This window comes from Amycolatopsis sp. WAC 04182, assembly GCF_003947465.1.
Lineage (GTDB): Bacteria > Actinomycetota > Actinomycetes > Mycobacteriales > Pseudonocardiaceae > Amycolatopsis.
Genome location: NZ_QHJJ01000003.1, coordinates 725,525 through 749,344 on the forward strand (window position 1 = coordinate 725,525; position 23,820 = coordinate 749,344).

Below are 23,820 nucleotides of genomic sequence, written 5' to 3' on the forward strand. Positions count from 1 at the left end.
CCCACGGTTTCGTCGTCACTGGCACGGCAGGTTCACGCACGGCCGAACTCCCGGTCGACGAAGTCGTAGAGCTCGTCGACGGAGGCGGACCGCAACGTGTCCTCCGCGTCGTCGGAACTGTCGCCTTCCAGCTGCGTCAGCAGGGCTCGCACACGAGCCTCCAGCGTCGCGCGCACTTCGGCGTCCTCGTCCAGTTCGGCGACCGTCCGTTCGAGGGCGGTCAACTGAGCCAATGCGGGCGAAGGCGCCGGAGCGGCGGGAGCACCGGAATCGGCGATCTCCGTGCCGAGGTACCCGGCCAGGGCGTTCGCCGTCGGGTGGTCGAAAACGAGGGTCGGCGGCAGCCTGAGGCCCGTGGCCGCGGTGAGCCGGTTGCGGAGCTCGACCGAGGTCAGGGAGTCGAAACCCAGTTCACGGAAGGGGGTTTCGGTGGGCACCTCGTCACCCGACGCGTAGCCGAGGACGGCCGCCAGGTGACTTCGCACGAGCGACACCAGCTGTCGTTCGCGCTGGGCCTCCGGCAACGAACCCAGTCTCCGCATGAGCGCGTCCGGCGCTTCGGTGGGCGTGTCCTGACGGCGACCGGCCGCCACCCGCCGGGCGGAGCCGCGCACGATGTCCCGAAGCAACGGCGGGATGCCTTCGCCCAGCCCGGAGATCGTGCCGAGGTCGAGACCGAGCGGGGCGAGCAGCGCCCGGTCGGACTCCTGCGCGGCGTCCCAGAGGGCGAGGCCCTGCGTCGCGGTCAGCCCGCGGACACCGGTTCGCCCCATCCGGGCCCAGTCCGCGGCGCTGAGGCCGCCGGCCATCCCGCCGCGCTCGGCGGACTCGTCGCCTGGCGCCCAGAGCCCCCACGCGAGCGACGTGCCGGGCAGTCCGGCGTCGCGCCGCCACTTCATCAACGCGTCGGCGAAGGAGTTCGCGGCGGCGTAGGCGCCCTGCCCCGCGGCCCCGAAGATGCCCGCCGCGGACGAGAAGCAGACGAAAGCGGCGAGGTCGAGGTCCTTGGTGAGTTCGTGCAGATGCCAGGTCCCGTCGAGTTTCGGCCGGAGGGTGGCGTCGAGTTGCTCTTCGGTCAGCGTGGCGACGACGCCGTCCGCGAGCACCCCGGCCGCGTGCACGACCGCGGTCAGCGGGTGTTCCGGTGCCGCGGCGGCCAGCGCGGCTTCGACGTCACCGCGGTCCGCGACGTCACCCTTGACGACCGTGACCTCGGCGCCGAGACCGGACAGCTTGTCGATCAGATCGCCGACACCGGGGGTGTCGTCACCGCGACGGCTGAGCAGCATCAGGTGCCGCGCGCCCCGGCGGGCGAGGTGCTCGGCGATCAGGCCGCCGAGCCAGCCCGTACCGCCGGTGATCAGGATAGTTCCGTCAGACTCGGGTTTCCGGGGAACGGTGAGGACCACCTTGCCGACGTGCTTCGCCTGGCTGACGTGCCGGAGCGCCTCTCCCGCGCGCCGGAGGTCGTAGTCGCGGCGCGGCGGCGTGGTGAGGACGCCGTGGCCGAACAGCACGGAGACCTCGGTCAGCATCTCGCGGACCCGGTCTTCGCCGGCGGACGCGACGAGGTCGTACGAGTGGTAGCGGACGCCGGGATGGGCCGTGGCCACCGCTTCGGGATCGCGGACGTCGGCCTTGCCGATCTCCAGGAACCGTCCTCCCGGAGCGAGCAGGCGCAACGAGGCCTCCAGGAACTCGCCGGTCAGCGAATTCAGCACCACGTCGACGCCGCGGCCGCCGGTCGTCTCCCGGAACCGGGTTTCGAAGTCGACCGTCCGCGAGGAAGCGATGTGCGCGTCGTCCAGCCCGAGCCCCCGGAGCGTGTCCCACTTGCCTTCGCTGGCCGTGGCGAACACCTCCGCCCCGAGATGCTTCGCGAGCTGGATCGCCGCGATGCCGACACCGCCCGCGCCGGAGTGGATCAGCACGGACTCGCCCCGCCGGAGTCCGGCGAGATCGGTGAGGCCGTAGTACGCGGTGAGGAACGTGATCGGGACGGAAGCCGCGGCTTCGTACGACCAGTCCGGGGGAATCGGTGCGAGCAGCCGGTGATCGGTGACCGCCACCGGACCCATCGCACCGGTGAACACGCCGAACACGGCGTCACCGGGACTGAGATCGGACACGCCGTCGCCCGTTTCCAGGACCACCCCGGCGGCTTCCGCTCCCGGTACCGCCTTCCCGGGGTACATGCCGAGTGCGACCAAGACGTCGCGGAAGTTGACCCCCGCTGCCCGGATCTCGACCCGGACGTCGAGCGGCCCGAGTGGGCCGAGCACCTCCGGACAAGGCAGGAGGGCCAGGTTGTCGAGCGTGCCGTGCCCGGTGCTGTCGAGGCGCCAAGCCGGTTCGGCCGGGACCGGCAGGAGCCCGTCCGCCGCGACCGGATGCAACCGCGGGATCAGCGCCGTCCCGGCCCGGACGGCGATCTGTGCCTCACCGGTCGCGAGCGCGGCCGGGATCGCGCCGGCCACCGGTCCGTCGGTGTCGAGCAGCACGATCCGGCCGGGATGTTCCGCTTGGGCCGACCGCGCCACTCCCCAGACACCGGCGACCGTCAGGTCGATCCGGTCCCCGGCCACCGCGGCGACGGCCCCGCGAGTGGAAAGCACCAGTTTCGCGTCCGCGAACCGTTCCGCGGCGAGCCAGACGCGCAGGACTTCGGCGACCTCGGCCAGCGCCGCCCGTGCCGACGGCACCACCGAATCGTCCTTTGTGGACACCGGGACTACCACGGTCTCGGGGACCGGCCCGCCCGCGGCGATCAGCGTGGAGAGCCCGGCGGATCCCGAATCGAGCAGGACGTGTCCGCCGACGCCCGCCGCAGCCGGTCCGCGGGCGGGCACCCAGTCCAGCCCGTACAGGGAGTCGTCGACATCCGGGGCGCCGAGGGCCGACCGTTCGGCGACCGGCCGCCACGCGAGGTTTTCGATCGAGGCCACCGGTGCGCCCGCACCGTCGGCGAGGGTCAGCGCCACGTGCCCGTCGGCGCCGGTGACGCGCACCCGGAGCATCGACGCGCCCGCCGCGTGCAGGGTCAGCCCGGACCAGGCGAACGGCATGCTGCCGGAGCCTTGGTTGATCGAATCCAGGAACGGGCCGAGCCCGACGGCCTGGAGCGCGGCGTCGAGCAACGCCGGATGCAGACCGTAGCCGTCGGTCAGCGACCGGTCTCCGGGCAGTTCGATCTCCGCGAACAGCTCCGCGTCTCCGCGCAACCAGACCTTGCGAAGGCCGCGGAACACCCCTTCGTACCCGAACGCCAGGACGACCTCCGGGTCGTCGTAATAGCTGCCGTCGAACGGAATCGGCTCCGCACCGGCAGGAGGCCATTCGGTCAGCCCGTCGCTGTCGGGCGCGGTGCGGGCGCCCAGCAACCCGGTGGCATGGGACCGCCAGCCTCCGATATCGGCGCCGTCGGGCCGGGAGAACACCCGGACCGGACGGCTACCGGAATCCAGCGGCTCACCGACCAGCACCTGGATCCGCACCCCGCCTTCGTCCGGCAGGGTCAGCGGGGTCTCCATCGTGAGTTCTTCGAGCACGTCGCAGCCGACCTGTTCGCCGGCCGACAGCGCGAGTTCCACGAACGCCGTACCCGGCAGGATCACGGTGTCGTGGGCGCGGTGCCCGGCCAGCCAGGGCTGTGCCCGCAACGAGATCCGGCCGGTGAGCACGACTCCGCCGCCGTCGGCGAGGGTGAGGGCGGCGCCCAGCAGCGGATGTCCCGACGGGAGCAGGCCCGCCGCCTGGACGTCGGCGGTGTCCGCCTCCGGCGCGATCCAGTAGTGCTCGCGCTGGAAGGCGTAGGTCGGCAGTTCGACGGGCGAAGGTGCGACGGGGGCGAGGATCGCTGTCCAGTCCACCGATACGCCTCGGGCGTGCAGTGCGCCCACCGCGCGCAGGACGGATTCGGCCTCGTCCCGGTCGGTGCGCACGGCCGGGATCGCGATCATTCCGGGTTCACCGTCGGCGGGCACCATCGCGGAAAGCACCGCGGCCGGGCCGAGTTCCAGCAGGGTGGTGATCTTCGCTTCCCGCAACGTGGCAAGGCCATCGTGGAACCGGACCGCCGCCCTCGCGTGCTCGACCCAGTACCGGGGCGAACGCAGCAGTTCGGCCGTCGCCGGTTCCCCGGTCACGTCGGACACGATCGGGATGGACGGCGGGTGGTACACGAGTTCACCGAGCAGGGCTTCGAATTCGGCGAGCATCGGCTCCATGAGCGGCGAATGGAAGGCATGGCTGACGCGAAGCCGCTTGGATCGGCGACCGCGGTGTTCCCAGAGTCGTTCGAGACCGGCCAGCGCGTCCTCGTCCCCGGACAGCACCACGGACTCCGCGGTATTGATCGCCGCGATCGAAACCCGGTCCTCGAGACCGGCCAGCTCGGGCAGCACCTCCGACTCGGTCGCCTCCACCGAGACCATCGCCCCACCCTCGGGCAACGCCTGCATCAGACGTCCTCTGGCGGCGATCACCCGGCACGCGTCGGGCAGTGACCAGACACCGGCGACGTGCGCGGCGGCGATCTCCCCCACCGAATGCCCGAGCAGGTGATCCGGGCGCACTCCCCACGACTCGACGAGCCGGAACAGGGCGACTTCGAAGGCGAACAACGCGGGCTGGGTGAATTCGGTGCGGTACAGCAGTTCCGCTTCCGCCGAGCCGGTTTCGGCGAACATGATCTCGCGCAGTGGCCCGGGCAGATGCTGGTCGAGTTCGGCGCAGACGGCGTCGAGCGCGGCGGCGAACGCGGGATACTCGGCCGCGAGCCGGCGTCCCATCCCCGGCCGCTGCGCGCCCTGACCGGTGAACACGAAGGCGAGCGAACCGTTGCCGGTCACGTCTTCGACGACGGCGCCGGTCGCCGCGCCGTCCGCGTAGGCCTTCAGCGCCGTGGCGAAATCTTCGGCGGTCCTGCCGAACGCCACCGCGCGATGCCGGAATCCGACCCGTGTGCCGGCCAGCGCGCCCGCGACGTCGGCGGGAGCGTGGTCTTCGGCGAAGGACGCCAGCCGGGCCGCCTGGCCGCGCAGGGCCGCCCCGGTCTTGGCGGAGATCACCCACGGCAGCACCGGAAGCGACCCGGTCGCCGCAGCCTGAGGCACCTCCTGGGCGGGTGCTTCCTCGATCAGCAGATGGGCGTTGGTGCCGCTGATACCGAAGGACGACACGCCACCTCGCCGCGGTGACGTCGTCTCAGGCCACGGGGTCGCTTCGGTGAGGAGCTCGACCGCACCCTTCGTCCAGTCCACTTTGGACGAGGGAGCGTCCACGTGCAGGGTCTTGGGCAGTTCACCGTGCCGCATGGCCATGATCAGCTTGATCGCACCGGCGACCCCCGCCGCGCCCTGGGTGTGCCCGATGTTCGACTTCAGCGAACCGAGCCGCAGCGGGCGGTCCGGAGACCGGTCCTTGCCGTAGGTCGCGATCAGCGCGTTGGCCTCGATCGGATCACCCAAGGTGGTGCCGGTGCCGTGCGCGTCCACCACGTCGACGTCCTGCGCGGACAGTCCGGCGTCGGCGAGCGCGGCCCGGATCACCCGCTGCTGCGCGGGTCCGCTGGGGGCCGAGAGACCATTGCTCGTCCCGTCCTGGTTCACCGCGGAACCCCGCAGCAGTGCCAGCACCGGATGCCCGGCACGACGGGCGTCGGACAGCCGTTCGAGCAGGAGGAGACCGGCGCCTTCGGCCCAGATCGCCCCGTCCGCCCCGTCGGCGAAGGATTTGCACCTGGCGTCGATCGAGGTCACGCCCTGTCCGCAGAACTCGGTGAAGGTGTCCGGCGTGGCCATCACGGTGATCCCGCCCGCCAGCGCCATCCCGCACGCACCCTCACGCAGCGCGCGAATCGCTTCGTGAATCGCCACCAGCGAGGAGGAACAGGCGGTGTCGACGGTCACCGCGGGGCCTTCCAGCCCGAAGCAGTAGGAGATCCGGCCCGAGATGACACTCGAACTGTTGCCGGTGATGCCGTGCGGGGAGTACTCCTTCGAGCCCTTCCACACCAGCTCGTAGTCGTTACCGGTGGAGCCGACGTAGACACCGGTCCGGCTGCCGCGCAGCTCGTCCGGGTCGATCCCGGCGGACTCAAAGGTCGCCCACGCGACTTCCAGCAGCACCCTCTGCTGGGGATCCATCACGAGCGCTTCACGAGGGGAAATACCGAAGAAGCCGGCGTCGAAGAGCGCCGCGTCGTGCAGGAAACCGCCTTCGCGGACATAGGAGCGGCCCGATCTTCCCGCGTCCGGATCCGGGTCGTAGAGCTCCTCGAGATCCCAGTGACGATCGTCCGGGAACGGCGTGATCGCGTCACCCCCGTCCCGGACGAGTTCCCACAACCCGGACGGGGAGTCGATACCACCGGGAAGGCGGCAACCCATCCCGACCACGGCGATGGGCTCGTGCGCCCGGCCCTCCACCTCGCGAAGCCTGTCCTGGGTACGCCGCAGTTCGGCCGTGACCTTCTTCAGGTACTGGCGGGTCTTGTCCTCTGTAGACATCAAAGCTCCAGGTTTCGGCGCGAGACGCGGACGGTCATCTTCCGCAGGCCGCGGACGACCACGTGGCGGCGGTACTCCAGCGAACCCTCGTCGACCTCGAAATCGGCGAACCGTTCGGCGACGGCACGGAAGGCGAGCTCGGCTTCGAGCTTGGTGAGACTGGAACCGATGCAGAAATGCGGGCCGGCGCCGAAGGCCAGTTGCATACGCTTGGTGGTACGGGAGATCAGGAACCGGTCCGCCTCGGCGAACTCGGCCTCGTCCCGGTTGGCGGCGGCGAGCAGGAGGATCACCACGGTTCCGGCGTCGACGTCGAGTCCGGCGACCGTGGTCGGGCTCAGCGCGACCCTGGCGGTCAGCTGAACGGGAGCGTCGTAGCGGAGCACCTCGTCGGCCATCGGCGCGGCCAGCGACGGGTCGGCCCGCAGCAGCGCCAGCTGGTCGCGGTTGCGGTGCAGGGCGAGGATCCCGTTCGTGATCAGGTTCGTGACCGACTCGTGCGCCGCGGCGAACAACGTGACGAGCACGTTCGTCACCTCGTGCCGGGCGAGGGTCTGCCCGCGATCCTCCGTGCGGATGAGGCTGGACACGAGGTCCTCGCCGGGAGCGCGGCGGCGTTTGAAGATCAGGTCGGCGAAGTAGGCGTGCATCGACGCGCACGTGCGGTCGACCACGGCCAGTTCCTCCGGTGACAGCAGGCCCAGCCGCCGGAACCCGGCGACCAGCGTCGGGAGTTCGGTCGCGAGCGCGAGGTCGTCCGACCACTCCTTGAGAATGTCCACATCGGACATCGGGACGTCGAGCAGCTCACAGATGATCCGGATGGACAGCAGATTGGCGAATTCACCGACCGCGTCGAATTCGTCCGCACCGGCGATTTCCGCGAACAATTCGTCGACGATGTTCTCGATCCACGGGCGATAGCGCGCGGTGATCCTCGGGGTGAAGGCCTTGGAGATCAGCCGCCGCTGCCTGCCGTGGTCGCCGCCGTCCATGAAGAAGATCGAGTCGAGAACCTGTTTCGCGCCGCTGTTCGGCACCAGCCCACGCAGGCCGGGCGAGTCGAGGGTGTCGTTGCCCATCGCCGGATTCCGCATCACGTCGAGACAACTCGCGTAGTCCCCGACGACCACCGTGCCGTCCGGCGTGACGAGCGGACTCGCGGCCCGCAGCCTGGCCAGGGTCGGATGCGGGTCGATCCGCATGGCGGGGTCGAGCAGGACGTGGAGCGGATTCCCCGGTTCCGCCACCCGTTCGCGTTCGTCGAGCGAAGTCATTCTCAGCCCCCGTGGTCGAGTCGATGGACGCCACTCTGCCCGCCGCGCCGCCGGCCGCACACCTCCGTGTTTGCTCCGCTCTCATGCTCATGACCTGGTAATACATCTGTTCTTCCGATGTGCCCGATGCACTCGGCGACCTGGCTCGCGCTTCGGCGGCGGCCGTAGTTTCGGAGCCATGTCTGGTGGGGAAGATTTCGCGCGGTCCGGATCGGTCGCGATCGTCGGCATGGCCTGCCGGGTCGCGGGAGCGGCGGACGTTTCCGAGTTCTGGGACGTCCTGCGCGCGGCGAGGGACATGGTCACCGAGGTCCCGGACGACCGCTGGGATTCCGGCGGTGACGCCGGTTCGCGGTACGGGTCGTTCGTGGCCGACGTCGAAGGTTTCGACGCGGCTTTCTTCGGCGTGTCACCGCGCGAGGCGGCGGTACTCGACCCGCAGCAACGGCTCGCGCTCGAACTGGCGTGGGAGGCGATGGAAGACGCCCGCCTGGTCCCCGCGACCCTGCGCGGCCAGGACTGCGGCATGTTCCTCGGCGCGATGCGGGACGACTACGCCCGGCTGGCCCAGGAACTCGGCGTCACCACGCAGCACAGTTTCACCGGCCTCCAACGCGGTCTGATCGCCAACCGGGTGTCCTACTTCTGCGGACTGCGCGGCCCGAGTATCACTGTCGACAGTGGACAGTCCTCCTCGCTGGTCGCCGTCCACCTGGCCGCGCGGAGCCTGCTCTGCGGCGAATCCACCATCGCGCTCGCGGGCGGCGTGAACCTGAATCTGGTCCCGGCGAGCGCGCGCGAAGCCGAGAAATTCGGTGGCCTGTCCGCCGGCGGACGTTGCCGCACCTTCGACGCGGCGGCGGACGGTTTCGTGCGGGGCGAAGGCGGCGGCATCGTCGTGCTCAAACCGCTGGACGCCGCGATCGCCGACGGCGACCGGATCTACGCGGTGATCACGGGCAGCGCGGTCAACAACGACGGCGGCGGCGCCGGTCTCACCGTGCCGGATCGGGCAGCGCAGGAACAGGTCCTGACCCAGGCCCTCGAAGGCGGCGGCATCTCTCCGGCCGACGTCGGCTACGTCGAACTTCACGGGACCGGGACCAAGGTCGGCGACCCGATCGAGGCCGCGGCGCTGGGTGCCGTGTACGGCCGTCACCGGTCGGCGCCGTTGCCCGTGGGCTCGGTGAAGACGAACCTCGGGCATCTCGAAGCCGCGGCCGGGGTGGTCGGGCTGATCAAAGCCACCCTCGCCGTCCACCACGGGGAAATCCCGCCCAGCCTGCACTTCCGCGAGCCGAATCCGCGGATTCCGCTGGAAGAACTGAAGTTGCGCGTCTGTTCCGAGGGGACGGTCTGGGACGAAGCCGAACGCGCCGCCGGTGTCACCTCGCTCGGGATGGGCGGCACGAACTGCCACGTCGTGCTCACCACGGCTCCAGAGCCCGCACCGTGCGCCGCCGTCGCGGCACCGCCGTCCGCGGCTTGCGTGATCTCCGGCCGGACGCCGTCCGCGCTGCGCGCCCAGGCCGACCGGCTGCGAGCCCATCTCATCGCGCGTCCAGAACAGGCTTTCGCGGAGATCGCCTGGTCCCTCGCCACCACGCGGACCGCGTTCGAGTACCGGGCCGCCGTCGTCGCGGGTGATCGGGCCGAACTGCTGGCCGCGCTGGACGAAGTGAGCACCGAGGTACCGGAAGCCGTCCCCGGCTGGTCCGCGGAACTGCGGTTCGGATCGGCACCCGGGGACTTCGGCGACTTGCGCGACGCGTTCCCTTCGTTCGGCACGGCGTTCGCCGAAGCGCTCGCGCTCTTCGGCGAAGGAAACGACAACGCGGCGGCGCGGACGTTCGCCGCCCAGGTCGCGATCCACCGCCTGCTGAGCGCTTCGGGGATCGCGCCGGAAACGGTTTCCGGGGAAGGGATCGGCGAGTTCGCGGCGGCGTATGTGACCCGGACGATCCCGGCGGGTGAGCTGATCGAGGCGGTGCTCGCCGCCCCGGCGGCGGAACACGCTGGAGAAACCGCCGCGCTCCTGTCGTCGAACGGACAGGAGACCCCGCTTCGGTCCGGCGTCAGGGACTTCCTCGCCGCCGTGGCTTCCGCGTACGTCGAAGGTGCCTCCGTCGACTGGAACGCGCTTTTCCCGGGCGGGCGGCCGTCGACAGTGGACCTTCCCGGGTACGCCTTCCAGCGCGAACGCCACTGGCTCGACACCCTCCCGGCCGCCGAGGCACCGTCCACAGCGGACACCGAGCGCACGATCACCGGAGCCGTCCTCGGCCACGCGGCGGCGGTACTCGGGCTCGACGACGCGCCGCCCGGCCGCCTGTTCACCGAACTGGGTTTCGACTCGATCATGGGCGCGGAACTGGCCAGGCGGCTCACCGAGGCGCTGGGCGTGACCGTGCCCGAAACCGTGATCTTCGACCACCCCACCCCCGAAGACCTCATCCGCCACCTGAGTTCACTGTTGTCCGGCGAGGAGCCGGAGCGCCGTCCCCCCGCGACAGTGTCGGAACCCGCCGAGGCGCACGAGCCGATCGCGATCATCGGCATGGCCTGCACCTTCCCCGGCGGGGTCAGCGATCCGGAAGGGCTCTGGCGGCTGGCTGCCGACGGCATCGACGCGATCGGGGAACTCCCCCGCGACCGCGGGTGGGACATCGACTCGCTCTACGACCCCGACCCGGGCAGGCAAGGGCATTCCGTCACCCGCAACGGCGGCTTCCTTCATGACGCGGCCGAATTCGACGCGGGGTTCTTCGGCATCTCACCGCGGGAGGCGCTGACCACCGACCCGCAGCAGCGTCTGTTGCTGTCCGCGGCGTGGGAGGCGTTCGAGGACGCGGGCATCGTCCCGGCGAGCCTGCGCGGCAGCCGGACCGCGGTGTTCGCAGGCGTCATGCACCACGACTACGCGCCGCGGGTGCACACCGTGCCGGACGGTCTCGAAGGGCACATGATCACCGGGAACACCTCCAGCGTGGTCTCCGGGCGACTGTCCTATGTGTTCGGGCTGCACGGTCCTTCGGTGACGGTGGACACCGCCTGCTCCTCGTCGCTCACCGCACTTCACCTCGCGGCGCGGTCACTCCGCTCGGGGGACAGCGATCTGGCGCTCGCCGGCGGTGTCACCGTGATGGCGACGCCGGAGATGTTCGTCGAATTCTCCCGGCTGCGGGGCCTCGCCCCGGACGGCCGCTGCAAGTCCTTCGCCGCGTCGGCGGACGGCACGGCGTGGGCGGAAGGCGTCGGCGTGCTCGTGGTCGAGCGGCTGTCCGACGCACGGCGGAACGGGCACCGGGTACTGGCCCTGCTGCGGGGCTCGGCGGTCAACTCCGACGGCGCGTCGAACGGGCTCTCCGCTCCGAGCGGACCGGCGCAGGAACGGGTGATCCTGGACGCGCTCGCCGACGCCGGTCTTCGCGCCTCGGACGTGGACGCCGTCGAGGCGCACGGCACGGGTACCACCCTCGGCGACCCGATCGAGGCGCAGGCGCTGCTCGCCACCTACGGCCAGGCACGGCCGGCGGACCATCCGCTGCTGCTCGGTTCGCTCAAGTCGAACCTCGGCCACGCCCAGGCCGCGGCCGGGGTCGGCGGCGTGATCAAGATGGTCCAGGCGATGCGGTACGGAATGCTGCCGAAGCTGCTGCACCTGGACGAACCGTCCCGGCACGTGGACTGGTCGACCGGCCGGGTCGAGCTGCTCGCGGAGCACACGCCCTGGCCGGACACCGGCCGCAAACGCCGCGCGGCGGTGTCGTCGTTCGGGATCAGCGGGACCAACGCCCACGTCGTACTCGAAGAGGCCCCGGACGAGCCCGAAACGGTCCCGGAAACCGCTCCGGTCGTGCCGCTGATCCTCTCGGCGAACAGCGAAGAAGCGCTGAGGGACCAAGCGGATCGGCTGCGCGAGCGCATCGAGTCCGACCCCGCGCTCGACGTCCACGACGCCGGCTTCACCTTGGCGAGCGCGAGGACCCGCTTCGCCCATCGGGCGGCCGTGCTGGGAGGCGATCGCGAGGAACTCCTCCACGGTCTCGCCGCGCTCGCCGCCGGGGAGTCGGCGGCGGAGGTCCTCGCCGGTGAGGACAAGGCGGATCCGCACCCGGTGTTCGTCTTCCCGGGCCAGGGCAGCCAATGGGTCGGTATGGCCAAGGAACTGCTGGACACCAGCCCGGTGTTCGCCGAACGCATGGCCGACTGCGGACGGGCGCTCGAACCACACGTGGACTGGCTCCTGCCGGAGGCCCTGGCCGACAAGGAGGCGCTGGAGCGGGTCGACGTCGTCCAGCCGGTGCTGTGGGCGGTGATGGTCTCGATCGCCGCGCTGTGGGAGTCGCACGGGGTGCGGCCCGCCGCCGTCGTCGGCCATTCGCAGGGCGAGATCGCGGCGGCGACCGCGGCGGGCGCGTTGTCCCTGGAGGACGGCGCGCGAGTGGTCGCGTTGCGCAGCAAGGCGATCCGCGCGATCTCCGGCCGAGGCGGGATGCTCTCGGTCGCGCTGCCCAGAGCGGAGGCCGGGCGTCGGATCGAACGCTGGAACGGCAGGGTCTCGATCGCGGCGGCGAACGGGCCGTCGGCGACGGTGCTGTCGGGTGATCCAGCGGCGCTGGACGAACTGACCGCGGAACTCCGGGACACGGGCGTCCGGACCAGGCGGCTTCCGGTCGATTACGCGTCCCACTCGGCCCATGTCGAGGAGCTCCACGCTCCCCTGCTCGAACTGCTGGCCGAATTGGCTCCCCGGACAAGCGAAGTACCGTTCCTTTCGACGCTCACCGGCGGCCTGATCGACACCGCCTGCCTGGACGCCGAGTACTGGTACCGGAACCTCCGGAACCCGGTCGAATTCGACCGCGTGATCCGGCGGCTGGCGGACGACGGACACGCGCTGTTCGTCGAATGCAGCCCCCACCCCGTGCTCACCGTGGGGCTGCAGGAGATCCTGGACGAGTCCGCACGTGAGGGCGTCGCGCTCGGCACGTTGAGGCGAGGCGAAGGCGGCCTCCCCCGGTTCCGGCGCTCGCTCGCCGAAGCCGCCGTGCACGGGGCCGGAGTCGAGTGGGACACCGTCTTCCCCGGCGGCAGGCTCGTCTCGCTGCCCACCTATCCCTTCCAGACCGAGCGTTTCTGGCTCACGCCGTCCACGGGCGCCGCCGGGTCGGCGTCACTGGGCCTGCGAGACGCCGGCCATCCTCTGCTAGGCGCGATGGTCACCCTCGCGGACGGCGACGGATCACTGTGGACCGGCAGGCTTTCGCTGTCGACCCATCCCTGGCTGGCCGACCACGCCGTCAATGGCACGGTCCTCCTGCCCGGAGCGGCCTTCGCGGAGCTGGCCCTGCACGCCGGTGACCGGATCGGCTGCCGACGGGTGGACGAGCTGGCCCTGGAGAACCCCCTGATCATCCCGGCCGACGGCGCCGTCGAACTGCAGCTCACGGTCACCGCGGGCGAACCGGGACGGCGAGGTTTCACCGTCCACTCACGACCCGCGGATTCCGACGGCGAATCCGGCTGGAACCGCCACGCGACCGGATCCCTCACCACGCCCGCCGCACCAGGCCGGGGACTACGGGAGTGGCCACCCTCGGGCGCGGAAGCCGTCGACCTCGACGGCTCCTACGCGCGTCTCGCCGACATCGGTTACGAATACGGTCCCGCCTTCCAGGGACTTCGCGCCTTGTGGCGGCTCGGCGAGGAGTTGTACGCGGAGGTCGCGCTGCCCGCGGAAGCGGATGGAACGGGTTTCGGCATCCATCCCGCGTTGCTCGACGCAGCACTGCACGCGATCCTCGCCGGGAGAACCGGAGACGACACCGTACGGCTTCCCTTCGCCTGGACGTCGATCGATCTTCACTCGACCGGGTCGACAGTCCTCCGGGTGCACGTCGCTCCGGCGGGCGACGACGCGGTCGCCCTGACCCTGTCCGACGGAGCGGGCGAACCCGTCGCGACGATCGACTCCCTCACCCTCCGGCAGGTCGACCTCACCAAGCTCGCCGGACGGCGGGTGAACCGCACCCTGCAGCACGTGGACTGGATCCCGGCGGCGCCGGCCGAAACGCCGTCGTTCGCCGTCTTCGACGATCTGGCCGCGCTGCGCGCGTCGCTCGGCGAGGGCGGACAGCTGCCCGATCTCGTCGGCGTCCCTTGTGGACCGGAGGACGGCTCGGCCGATCCCCGCGCGGTCACGATCGAGGCGCTGGAACTGGTGCGGGACTGGATCACCGACGAGACCTTCGCCGCCGCGAAGCTCGTCGTGCTCACCCGGCGGGCGATCGCGACCACGGTGGACGACGATTCGCCCGAAACCGCCGGTTCCCCGGTGTGGGGGCTGGTCCGCGCCGCGCAGTCGGAAGCACCGGACCGCGTGCTGATCGCCGACCTCGATCACGAAAGCACACCGGAGCAGGCATTCGCCGCGGGCGAACCACAGTCGGCGGTCCGCGGCGGCCGGGTGCTCGTGCCCCGGCTCGTCAGGGTGACCGAACCCGCCGACCGGCGGGAAAAGGCGCTCGATCCGGACGGGACGGTGCTCGTCACCGGCGGTGTCGGCAGCCTTGGCGGACTGATCGCCCGGCATCTCGTCGCCGAACACGGCGCCCGTCACCTGCTGCTCACCGGCCGACGGGGCATGGAGACCGAGGGCGCCGGTGAACTGGTCGCCGAGCTGACCAGGGCGGGCGCGCGGGTGACGGTGACCGCTTGTGACGTCGCCGACCGGGACCGGCTGGCCGAGGTGCTCGACGCCGTCCCCGCCGAACACCCGTTGACCGCGGTCGTCCACGCCGCCGGTGTACTCGACGACGGCACGGTCGAATCGCTCACCGAGTCCAATGTGGACACCGTCTTCCGGTCGAAGGTCGACGGCGCGCGGAATCTGCACGAGCTCACCGACGGACTGGACCTCGCGGCGTTCGTGCTGTTCTCCTCGATCGCGGGCATCATCGGCAACGCGGGCCAGGCGAACTACGCGGCGGCCAACAGTTACCTCGACGCCCTCGCCCACCATCGCCGCGCGCTCGGTCTGCCCGCGACGTCGCTCGCCTGGGGACTGTGGGCGCTCGACACGGGGATGACCGGGCATCTGTCCGAGACCGACGTCGCCAGGATGGCCCGCCGCGGCCTGCTGCCCCTGTCCACCGAGCAAGGGCTCGCGGCGTTCGACGCCGCGCTCGTCGGCGCTCCCGCCCTGCTGGTACCCGCGCGCCTCGACGTCACCGCGCTGCGCGACCAGCGTTCGCCACTGTTCTCCGCGCTGGCCGCACCGTCGCGGCGTGTCGCGGCCGCCGTGCGGGAAGCGAGCGCGGCCGGGCCCTCGTTGCCGCCAGAACGGGACGAGGCGGCGATGATCGAACTCGTCCGGCGTACCGTCGCGGCGGTACTCGGCCACACCACGAAGGATTCGGTCGTGAGCGACCGGGCGTTCCAGGACCTCGGTTTCGACTCCCTCACCGGCCTGGAACTGCGCAACCGGCTCGGAGAGGCGGTCGGGCTGCGCCTGCCGGCGACCCTGGTCTTCGACCATCCGACCCCCGGCGCGCTGGCCGAGTACCTCGCGGACAGGTTCTGGGGAGACCTGGCACCGCGAGCAGCCGCAAACACTCCCGCGCCGGTCCGCGCCGTCGACGACGACCCCATCGTGATCGTCGGTGCAGGATGCCGTTATCCGGGCGGCGTGGAATCGGCGCGGGACTTGTGGGAGGTCTTCGCCCAGGGACGCGACGTCGTTTCGGAGTTCCCCACCGACCGGGGCTGGGATCTGGCCGGGATCTACGACCCGGATCCCGAGACACCGGGCAAGTCCTACGTCCGGCACGGCGGTTTCCTCACCACGGCCACGGAATTCGACGCGGAGTTCTTCGGGTTGTCACCGCGCGAGGCCCTCGTGATGGATCCTCAGCAGCGGTTGCTCCTGGAGGTCTCCTGGCACGCGCTGGAATCGGCGGGGATCGATCCGGCCACGCTGCGCGGCAGCAGGACCGGTGTCTTCACGGGCATCATGGGCGGGGACTACGCGCTCCCGCTCGCCGAGCTGCCCGAGGACCTCGTCGGCCAGGTGTCGGTGGCCAACGCCGGCAGTGTCGCCTCCGGCCGGGTGTCGTATGTGTTCGGTTTCGAGGGACCGGCGATCACGCTGGACACGGCCTGTTCCTCGTCGCTGGTGGCGATGCACCTGGCCGCGCAGTCCCTGCGTAACGGCGAAAGCGAACTCGCCCTCGCCGGTGGCGCCACGGTGATGGCCACCCCGAAGCTGTTCGTGGAGTTCTCCGAGCAACGCGGCCTCGCGCCGGACGGACGCTGCAAGCCCTTCTCCGCCGACGCCGACGGCACCGCCTGGGCCGAGGGCGCCGGGATCGTCGTCATGGAGAAGCTGTCCGACGCCCGGCGCAACGGCCACCCTGTCCTGGCGATCCTCAAGGGCTCCGCGATCAATTCCGACGGCGCCTCGAATGGTCTCACCGCGCCCAGCGGACGGGCACAGCAACGTGTCATCACCGGCGCCCTCGCCGACGCCGGACTGTCCACACAGGACATCGACGTGGTCGAAGCGCACGGCACCGGGACCACCCTCGGCGACCCCATCGAGGCGGGAGCGCTGCAAGCCGCCTACGGAAAGGACAGGCGCCACCCGCTGCTCGTCGGGTCCGCGAAGGCCAATCTCGGCCACGCCCAGGCCGCCGCGGGAATCGCGGGTGTGCTCAAGATGATCGAGGCGATGCGCCACGGCACCCTGCCCGGGCTGCTCCACGACCGGCCCAGCGCCCACCTCGACTGGAACGACGGCGGCATCGCGCTGATCACCGAACCGACGCCCTGGCCGGAGACGGACCGGCCGCGCCGCGCCGCCGTGTCCGCGTTCGGGATCAGCGGCACCAACGCGCACGTCATCCTGGAACGACCAGAGCCGGAAACCCCCGAACCCGCCCCAGCGCGAGGAGGTCCGCTGGTCCCGTGGATCTTCTCCGCGGCCTCACCCGGCGCGCTGACGGAGCAGGCCCGGCGGTTGGCGCGGCACATCACGCCTGGCAGCGATCCGCTCGATTTGGCGTACTCCTTGGCCACGACGCGTGCCCGGCACCGGTACCGCGCGGTGGTGCTCGGCCGCGACACCGACGACCTGACGACCGCGCTTGCCGACGCCGCCCTCGTCACCGGCGAGGTCACCGACGGACCGGTCGCGGTGGTCTTCCCCGGGCAAGGCAGCCAGTACCCGGGGATGGCCGGGCGGCTGCGCGAGGATCTGCCCGGCTTCGCCGAGGCTTTCGACGAGGTGTGCGCGGAACTGGACCCGCACCTGGAACGCCCGCTAGCGGACGTCGTGTTCGCCGCGCCGGGTACACCGGAGGCGGCACTGCTGGATCGCACCGACTTCACCCAGCCCGCCGTCTTCGCCGTCGAAGTGGCCGTGTTCCGGGTTCTCACCGGTTTCGGGGTACGGCCGGGGCTGCTCGCCGGGCATTCGGTCGGCGAGATCGCCGCCGCGTACGCCGCGGGAGTGCTCTCGCTTTCCGACGCCGCAGCGCTGGTGGCCGCGCGAGGAAGGCTCATGCAGGCACTGCCCGGCGGCGCGATGGTCGCCTTGCGTGCGGGAGAGCACGAACTCGAAGACCTGCTCGCGGAGTATCCCGGCCGGGTCGGGATCGCGGCCGTGAACGGGCCCGGTTCCGTAGTGATCTCCGGTGACGAGGACGCCGTTCTGGCGCTCTCGGCGACCGTCACCGCCGCCGGTGGCCGGGTGACACGGCTCGCGGTGAGCCACGCGTTCCACTCGCCGCATATGGATCCGATGCTGGCCGGTTTCCGGCGGGTTCTGGACACGCTGGACTTCCGCCCGGCGGAGGTGCCGATCGTCTCGTGCGTGACCGGGGAACGGCTCGAACCGTCGGAAGCGAGCACCCCGGAGTACTGGGTACGGCACGCCAGGGACACCGTCCGGTTCGGCGACGCCCTGCGCACGATCGCCGCCCAAGGCGCTCGCACCATCGTCGAAACCGGACCCGGCAACGCCCTCACCACGCTGGGGCAGCAGGCCCTCGCCGACCACGCGATCGAACTCGTGTCCTGTCTCCGGCGTGGCAGGCACGAGACCGAGACGCTGGGCGCGGCGCTCGCGACGCTGTACACGCGCGGGTCCGACGTGGACTTCTCGCCGTGGTACGAGGGCGGCCGCCGGGTGGACCTGCCCGGCTACGCCTTCCAGCGCAGGCGCTACTGGATCCACCGGCGACAGTCCACAAAGGATCCGGTCGCGACCGAACCCGCCTGGCGGCTCAGGAATCCCCGGGTGCACCCCCTGCCGACCGGGAACTGGCTGGTGATCGCCCCGCCGGAGACCGGCCTCGACGAACGGGTCACCAAGGCGGAGCGGGCCTTGAGCGAACGCGGCTGCACGGTGCGGCTCGTCCGGCACACCGGCTCCGACGGCTGGGCGGAACGGCTCACGGAGACCGCTCCCGACGGCATCCTCTGGCTGGCGGGCACGACGGCGGACGTGCTCGCGCTCGTCCAGGCCTTGGAGCGGACCTCGATCGCAGCACCGGTCTGGGCGGTGACCACCGGCGCGGTCGCGACCGGGCCCGCCGACGCGCCGCCGGATCCCTGCCAGGCGGCCGTTTGGGGGCTCGGCCGGGTGGTCGCGCTCGAAGCCCCGCACCGCTGGGGCGGCCTCGTCGACCTGCCACCGGAACCCGGCGACACCGACTGGGCCCACGTCTGCGAGGCACTGACCTGCGACGACGGTGAAGACCACTTCGCGGTGCGGGCGAGCGGGCTCCACGTGCGACGGCTGAGGACGCTCGAGTTCCCGGAGACCGGGGCGGGCTGGCGGCCGTCGGGCCCGGTCCTGGTCACCGGCGGGCTCGGCGCGCTGGGTAAGCGGGTCGCTCGATGGCTGGCCGCCCGCGGCGCACCACATCTGATCCTCGCCGGCCGTCGTGGCGCGGAGACGCCTGGAGCCGAAGAACTGCGCGCCGAACTGACCGCGCTGGGTACCGCCGTGACGATCTCAGCCTGCGACGTCGCCGACCGGGAAGCGCTGCGAGCCCTGCTCGCCGAGCATCCGGTGACCGGTGTGGTGCACGCGGCCGGACTCCTCGACGACGGCGTACTGGACGCCCAATCCGCGCGACGGCTGGAGACCGTGTTCGAGGTGAAGGCAGGCGCCGCCTGGCGGCTGCACGAGCTGACCAGGGACCTGCCGCTCGAACAGTTCGTCCTGTTCTCCTCGATGGCGGGCACTTTCGGCGCTCCCGGCCAGGCCAACTACGCCGCGGCGAACGCCGCCGTCGACGCGATCGCCCAGCATCGGGCGGCGCTCGGGCTGCCCGCCACCGCGGTGGCCTGGGGGCCGTGGGCGGACGAAGGCATGGGGACCGCGGTCCCCGGCCAGAGCCAGCACGAAGGTGTGTCGGGTATGAGCACGGAGACCGCGCTGGCGGCGCTGGACCGCGCGCTCGCCCGCCCGGTGGCCGTGCAGGCGCTCGGTGACGTCGATTGGACCCGGTTCGCCCCTGCCCACACCGCGACCCGGGCCAGCCGGATGTTCGACGAGCTGGTGGAAGGACCGCAGGTGGTCACGACGGCCGAGACATCGCTGAGTGACCGGCTCGCCGGGGTATCGGCCGAGGAACGCCGGACCGTCCTGCTCGACCTGGTGGTGCGCGCGGTCTCCGCGGTCTCCGGTCACGACGACGACGTGATCGGCGTGCACCAGCCGTTCCGCGACCTCGGGATGGACTCGCTCGCCGCCATCCAGCTCCGCAACCGGCTCAACGCCGAGACCGGGCTCCGGCTCGCCACCACCGTCGTCTACGAACAGCCGACCCCGGCCGGTCTCGCCGGGCACCTCGACGAGTGCCTGGGCGACGACCGGGCTGACGCGACACGGGCCGTGCTCGCGAAACTCCGTGAACTCGAAACCACCCTGTCCACTGTGGACATCGATGCCGAGATCGCCGAGAGACTCGAAGCGATGGCGCTCAAGGCGCGCCCGGCACTTCCCGGCGACGACGACCTCGACTCGGCGTCGGAAGACGAACTGTTCGACATCATCGACGACGTCCTCGCCTTCGACGACGACGCGTCGGCCGCCTGAGAGAAGGAAAGCAGGGAAAATGAGCGCTGGTATCCGAGAACCGCTGAAGGCAGGCCGCCCGCACATGCCCGGTTACGGCACCGAACAGGATGAATCCGGGCTGCTGCCCTGGTCGTGGGCCGACGACAAACTGCGCGCCACGATGAACTACTGGGTCGCGACCGTCCGGCCCGACGGCAGGCCGCACGTGATGCCGGTGTGGGCGGCCTGGGACGGTGAGGCGCTCTGGTTCGGCAGCACCCACACTTCGCGCAAAATGCGCAACCTGCGCGCGGATCCCCGCTGCACCGTCACCATCGACGACGCGCTCGACCCGGTCGTCCTCGACGGCGTCGCGGAGTTCGTCACGGATCCCGAAGCCATCGCCACGTTCGTCGAAACGGCCAACGCGAAGTACTCGTCGGCCTACAGCTACGACCCGGACGTCAACGCCGTCGTGGCGATCCAGCCGGCGTGGGCGTTCGGCATGCGGGCCGAGAACTTCACCGGGACGCCCACCCGGTGGCAGTGGTAGCCGGCTTGCCAACGCGTAGTGAAGGCCTCCTTCCCTACCTTCAGAGTAAGGAAGGAGGCCTTCACTACCGCCTGGGCCGCAACCCTGCCACCTTTGCTGTTCAGCGCAGGTTCAGCAGTAGCCGGGACGGCCGCTTGAAGGCGCTGTCGGTCCACTCGACCTCATCCGGGTTCTCCGCGAGCGAGAGCCGCGGATGCCGGTCGACGAAGGCGGCGATCAGCTCCTGCATCTCCATCCGCGCCAGGTTCGCCCCGAGGCAGAAGTGCACCCCGCGGCCGAAGGTCAGATGGGCCTTCTCGTCACGGTCGAGGCGCAGCTCCCGCGGGGCGTCGTAGATCGACGGGTCGTAGTTCGGGCCGACGAAGGACGCGACGACCGCTTCGCCCTTGCGGATCGTCCCAGACGCCAGCTCGACGTCTTCCAGCGCGACCCGGAGCGGGGCACCGTCCCCCGGTACCTCGACGCGCAGCAGTTCCTCGACCGCGCCGGGGATCAGGCCGGGCTCGGCGACCAGGCGGTCGTAATGCTCACGCGGGGCCAAAAGCCGCAGGAACGCACGGGAGAGCACCGATCCGGTCGTCTCGTGCCCGGCGAGGAACATCCCGATCGTGTTGCGCACCAGCTCGTCGTCGGTGAGCCGGTCGCCTTCGTACCGCGCTTGGATCATCGTCTGGAGCACGCCGTCACCCGGCAGGTGGCGGACCTGTTCGATCAGTTCGACGCAGTACGCCGCGAACTCCATCAGCGCCGCGGTCTGCTCTTCGATCCCGAGGCCGCCGGACGGGAGCAGGAGATCCGACCAGTGCCGGATCCGCTCGGCGTCGATCCCCGGTACCCCCATCACCTCGCTGATCACCTCGACGGCGAACGGGAACGCGATCGTGCTCACCACGTCGACGACGGGGCCTTCGAGTCCGTCGATCATCTTGTTGGCCATGGTGCGCACCCTGGGCCGCCACTCCTCGACCTTGCGCGGGGTCAGGGTTCCCGCCAGCAGGCGGCGCAGCCGGGTGTGGCGGGGCGGGTCCATGTTCATGATGATGTCGGGGTCGACGGTGAAATCGAGACCGTCGGCCTGCCTCGGCGCCCCCTCGTACGTGAGGTTCCGGCTGAACCGCTGGTCGCTGAGCACCTTGACGACGTCGTCGTAGCGGACCGCGAGCCTGGCCACGTCGCCGCTCTGCAGCCGTACGTTGCCGAGCGGGCATTCCCGCAAACGGCGTTCGTAGTCGTCGACAGGACGACCACGCGGGCCCAGGGGGAACGGGAAACTTTCGAGTTCTTCAGCCATGGTCTTCCATCCTCACCGTGGGTTCCGGTGCCGCGGCCTTCGCGGAAGCCGGTTCTTGCCGATACAGAACGAGTTTCGGTCTGCGCCGTAGGGAGAACCGCCGCATGACGGGTCGTTCCACGCCCGCGTGGAGCAGCCACGCCAAAGCGAGCGTCACGCCGAACAGCAGGGCGGCCACTCCCAACGCCGCCGGTGTGCCCCACTGGTCTCCGAGCCAGCGCACGCCGAAGGTGAGCACCAGCCAATGCACCATGTAGAAGGCAAAGGAGACTTCACCGAGCCACACCATCCGGGGGCCGGCCAAGAAGGTTCGCCGTCCTTCACGGTCGGCCACCGCGCCCGCCGCGATGAGCAGGCCGAGGGGCACCACCGTGACCGCCGTCAGCTTGTAAGTCATCGGGAACAACGGCGCCACCGCGTAGGCGGCCACCGAAAGGACCGCGGCCCAGCCGAGCCCCATCGGCAGGCGGCGCCCTTCCAGCACGACACGGGCCAGCAGGATCCCGAACACGAAATCGAGCAGCCGTACAGGAGCGAACGCGTAGACGAACCAGAACCGCGGCACCGAGGTCTCGGCGTACCAGAGGTAGGGCTCGTTCGGCAGCGAGGTCGCGGCGAGCGGGACCAGCAGGATCACCGCGACGACCACGCCGGTCCAAAGCCACAGCCGGTCCGGCCGGATCCGGCGGATGTACCGGAACAGCAAGGGGAACGACAGGTAGAACAGCACTTCGCAGGAGAGGGACCACGAGACGATGTTGAAGCCGCCGTCGACCGGCGCCCAGGCCTGCAACAGCGACAGGTTCAGCGCCGCCGTCCCGAGGTCGAAGGTCTCGTTCGCGACGAACCCCAGCAGCAACGCCGCCGCGACGAAGGTGACGACGTGGTTCGGGTAGATCTTGAAGAACCGCCGTCGCCAGAAGGTCCGCGCGGTGTCCTTCTCCCGCGCGGACCAGGCCAGCACGAAACCGCTGAGCACGAAGAAGAATCCGACCCCGGTGAAGCCGCCTTGGATGAACGTCGCCGTCATCGATCTCTGGACGCCGTCGTCGGCGAACAGGTCCTCCAGGGTGAGATGGGAGAGAAAGACCGTGAACGCGGCGACGAAGCGCATCCCTGTCAGCGACGGCAGGCGCGGGACCCGCGCGTTTCGCGCCGCCCGACGGCCCGAAACGGCCGCGGACGCGGGGGGAATGTCCATGTCCCCATCGTCAGCGGCCGCTCCTCGGCAGGGCATCTCCGCCGGTGCGGACCTGATCTAGGGCTTTCGCAACGTCGGTGGAGGTGGACGATTCCGGTGCTGTCGGGACACGTCGCGAAAGCCACTTTCGCGACGTCAGACGTCTCGAAAGTGGCTTTCGCGGCATGCGGACCCGCCCCGCTCACGAGCGACGTGCCACCGGCAACCGATCAGGACGACGACACCGAGTAGCTGTTCGCCGAGAAGTTCATGCCGCCGCTGGAAGACGTGATCTCGAAGCCGAACTGCACTTCGCCGACCGTCACGTCGCCGTACCAGCCGCGGTTCTTGATCCAGTTCAGCACGGCGAGCACGTCGACCGAACCCGCGTTCGTGTTGGAGGTGCGCAGGAAGGAGAACACCGCGTTGGCGCCGTTGCTCCCCCGGTAGACGTCCCAGGTGTGGCCGCCGACGGACACCGTGGTCTCCTTCGACCCGATCGCGCCCACGGCACCCTGCTTGTTCATCCACAGCATGATCTCGTAGGCGTTGTTGTTCGCCCAGATGTCGTACGCCGTCGCGTAGGCGCCACCACCCGGCCGGGAGACGGTGAAACTGCTGGAAAGGCTCCGCAGTCCGCTCAACTGGCGGCCGACGTTCTTCGCCGAATGCGGATATGACTTCACTCCGCCGGTGTTCGGGTGGTTCGCCCAGACACCGAAATTGCTGTAGGAATTCGCCCAGATCGACTGCGGGCCTGCACCGCCGCCCCAGACGTTGTTGCGGACGGTGTAGCCGCCGTTCGACCAGCTCCCCCATTTGTCCGAAGAGCTCCAGGTGGCGGCCTGCGCTGTCCCTCCTATCACCAGGGTGGCGATCAGCGCCAGGACGACACCGCTCGTCAAGGATCGTGCTTGCCTACGCATAGCCGGGTTCCTTC

The 23,820-nt window shown here is 70.5% G+C and carries 7 protein-coding genes; 2 read left to right on the forward strand and 5 right to left on the reverse strand.

The genetic code is table 11. The features are described 5' to 3' along the window. Nucleotides 1-32 precede the first annotated feature (32 nt). Together DMH01_RS17130 and DMH01_RS17135 are read right to left on the reverse strand one after the other, a co-directional pair. On the reverse strand, nt 33-6,509 hold the full coding sequence (locus tag DMH01_RS17130; protein ID WP_125677906.1) for a type I polyketide synthase: 6,477 nt from the start codon (nt 6,507-6,509) through the stop codon (nt 33-35). Beyond that, on the reverse strand, nt 6,509-7,786 hold the full coding sequence (locus tag DMH01_RS17135; protein WP_125677908.1) for a cytochrome P450: 1,278 nt from the start codon (nt 7,784-7,786) through the stop codon (nt 6,509-6,511). Before DMH01_RS17135 ends, DMH01_RS17130 begins: the two co-directional genes overlap by 1 nt. Nucleotides 7,787-7,964: 178 nt before the next feature. Here DMH01_RS17135 and DMH01_RS17140 point away from each other — a divergent pair, with 178 nt between their 5' ends. Then, nucleotides 7,965-19,895 carry a type I polyketide synthase gene (locus tag DMH01_RS17140; protein ID WP_158633237.1) on the forward strand — a complete coding sequence of 3,977 codons (11,931 nt, stop codon included), beginning with the start codon at nt 7,965-7,967 and terminating at the stop codon, nt 19,893-19,895. A gap of 19 nt (nt 19,896-19,914) precedes the next feature. Further along, nucleotides 19,915-20,409: a TIGR03618 family F420-dependent PPOX class oxidoreductase gene (locus tag DMH01_RS17145; protein ID WP_233621566.1), complete on the forward strand. Its 495-nt coding sequence runs from the start codon at nt 19,915-19,917 to the stop codon at nt 20,407-20,409. 100 nt (nt 20,410-20,509) lie between these two features. Here DMH01_RS17145 and DMH01_RS17150 read toward each other — a convergent pair whose 3' ends face one another. The 3 genes from DMH01_RS17150 to DMH01_RS17160 all read right to left on the reverse strand — a co-directional run bounded on the left by DMH01_RS17150 (nt 20,510) and on the right by DMH01_RS17160 (nt 23,806). Continuing rightward, nucleotides 20,510-21,700, reverse strand: a complete 1,191-nt coding sequence (locus DMH01_RS17150) for a cytochrome P450 (RefSeq protein ID WP_125677912.1) — start codon at nt 21,698-21,700, stop codon at nt 20,510-20,512. After that, a complete protein-coding gene (locus DMH01_RS17155) occupies nt 21,693-22,901 on the reverse strand; it encodes an acyltransferase (RefSeq protein WP_125677914.1) in 1,209 nt (402 codons plus the stop codon). Before DMH01_RS17155 ends, DMH01_RS17150 begins: the two co-directional genes overlap by 8 nt. A gap of 209 nt (nt 22,902-23,110) precedes the next feature. Next, nucleotides 23,111-23,806 carry a hypothetical protein gene (locus tag DMH01_RS17160; RefSeq protein WP_125677915.1) on the reverse strand — a complete coding sequence of 232 codons (696 nt, stop codon included), beginning with the start codon at nt 23,804-23,806 and terminating at the stop codon, nt 23,111-23,113. Nucleotides 23,807-23,820: the final 14 nt, after the last annotated feature.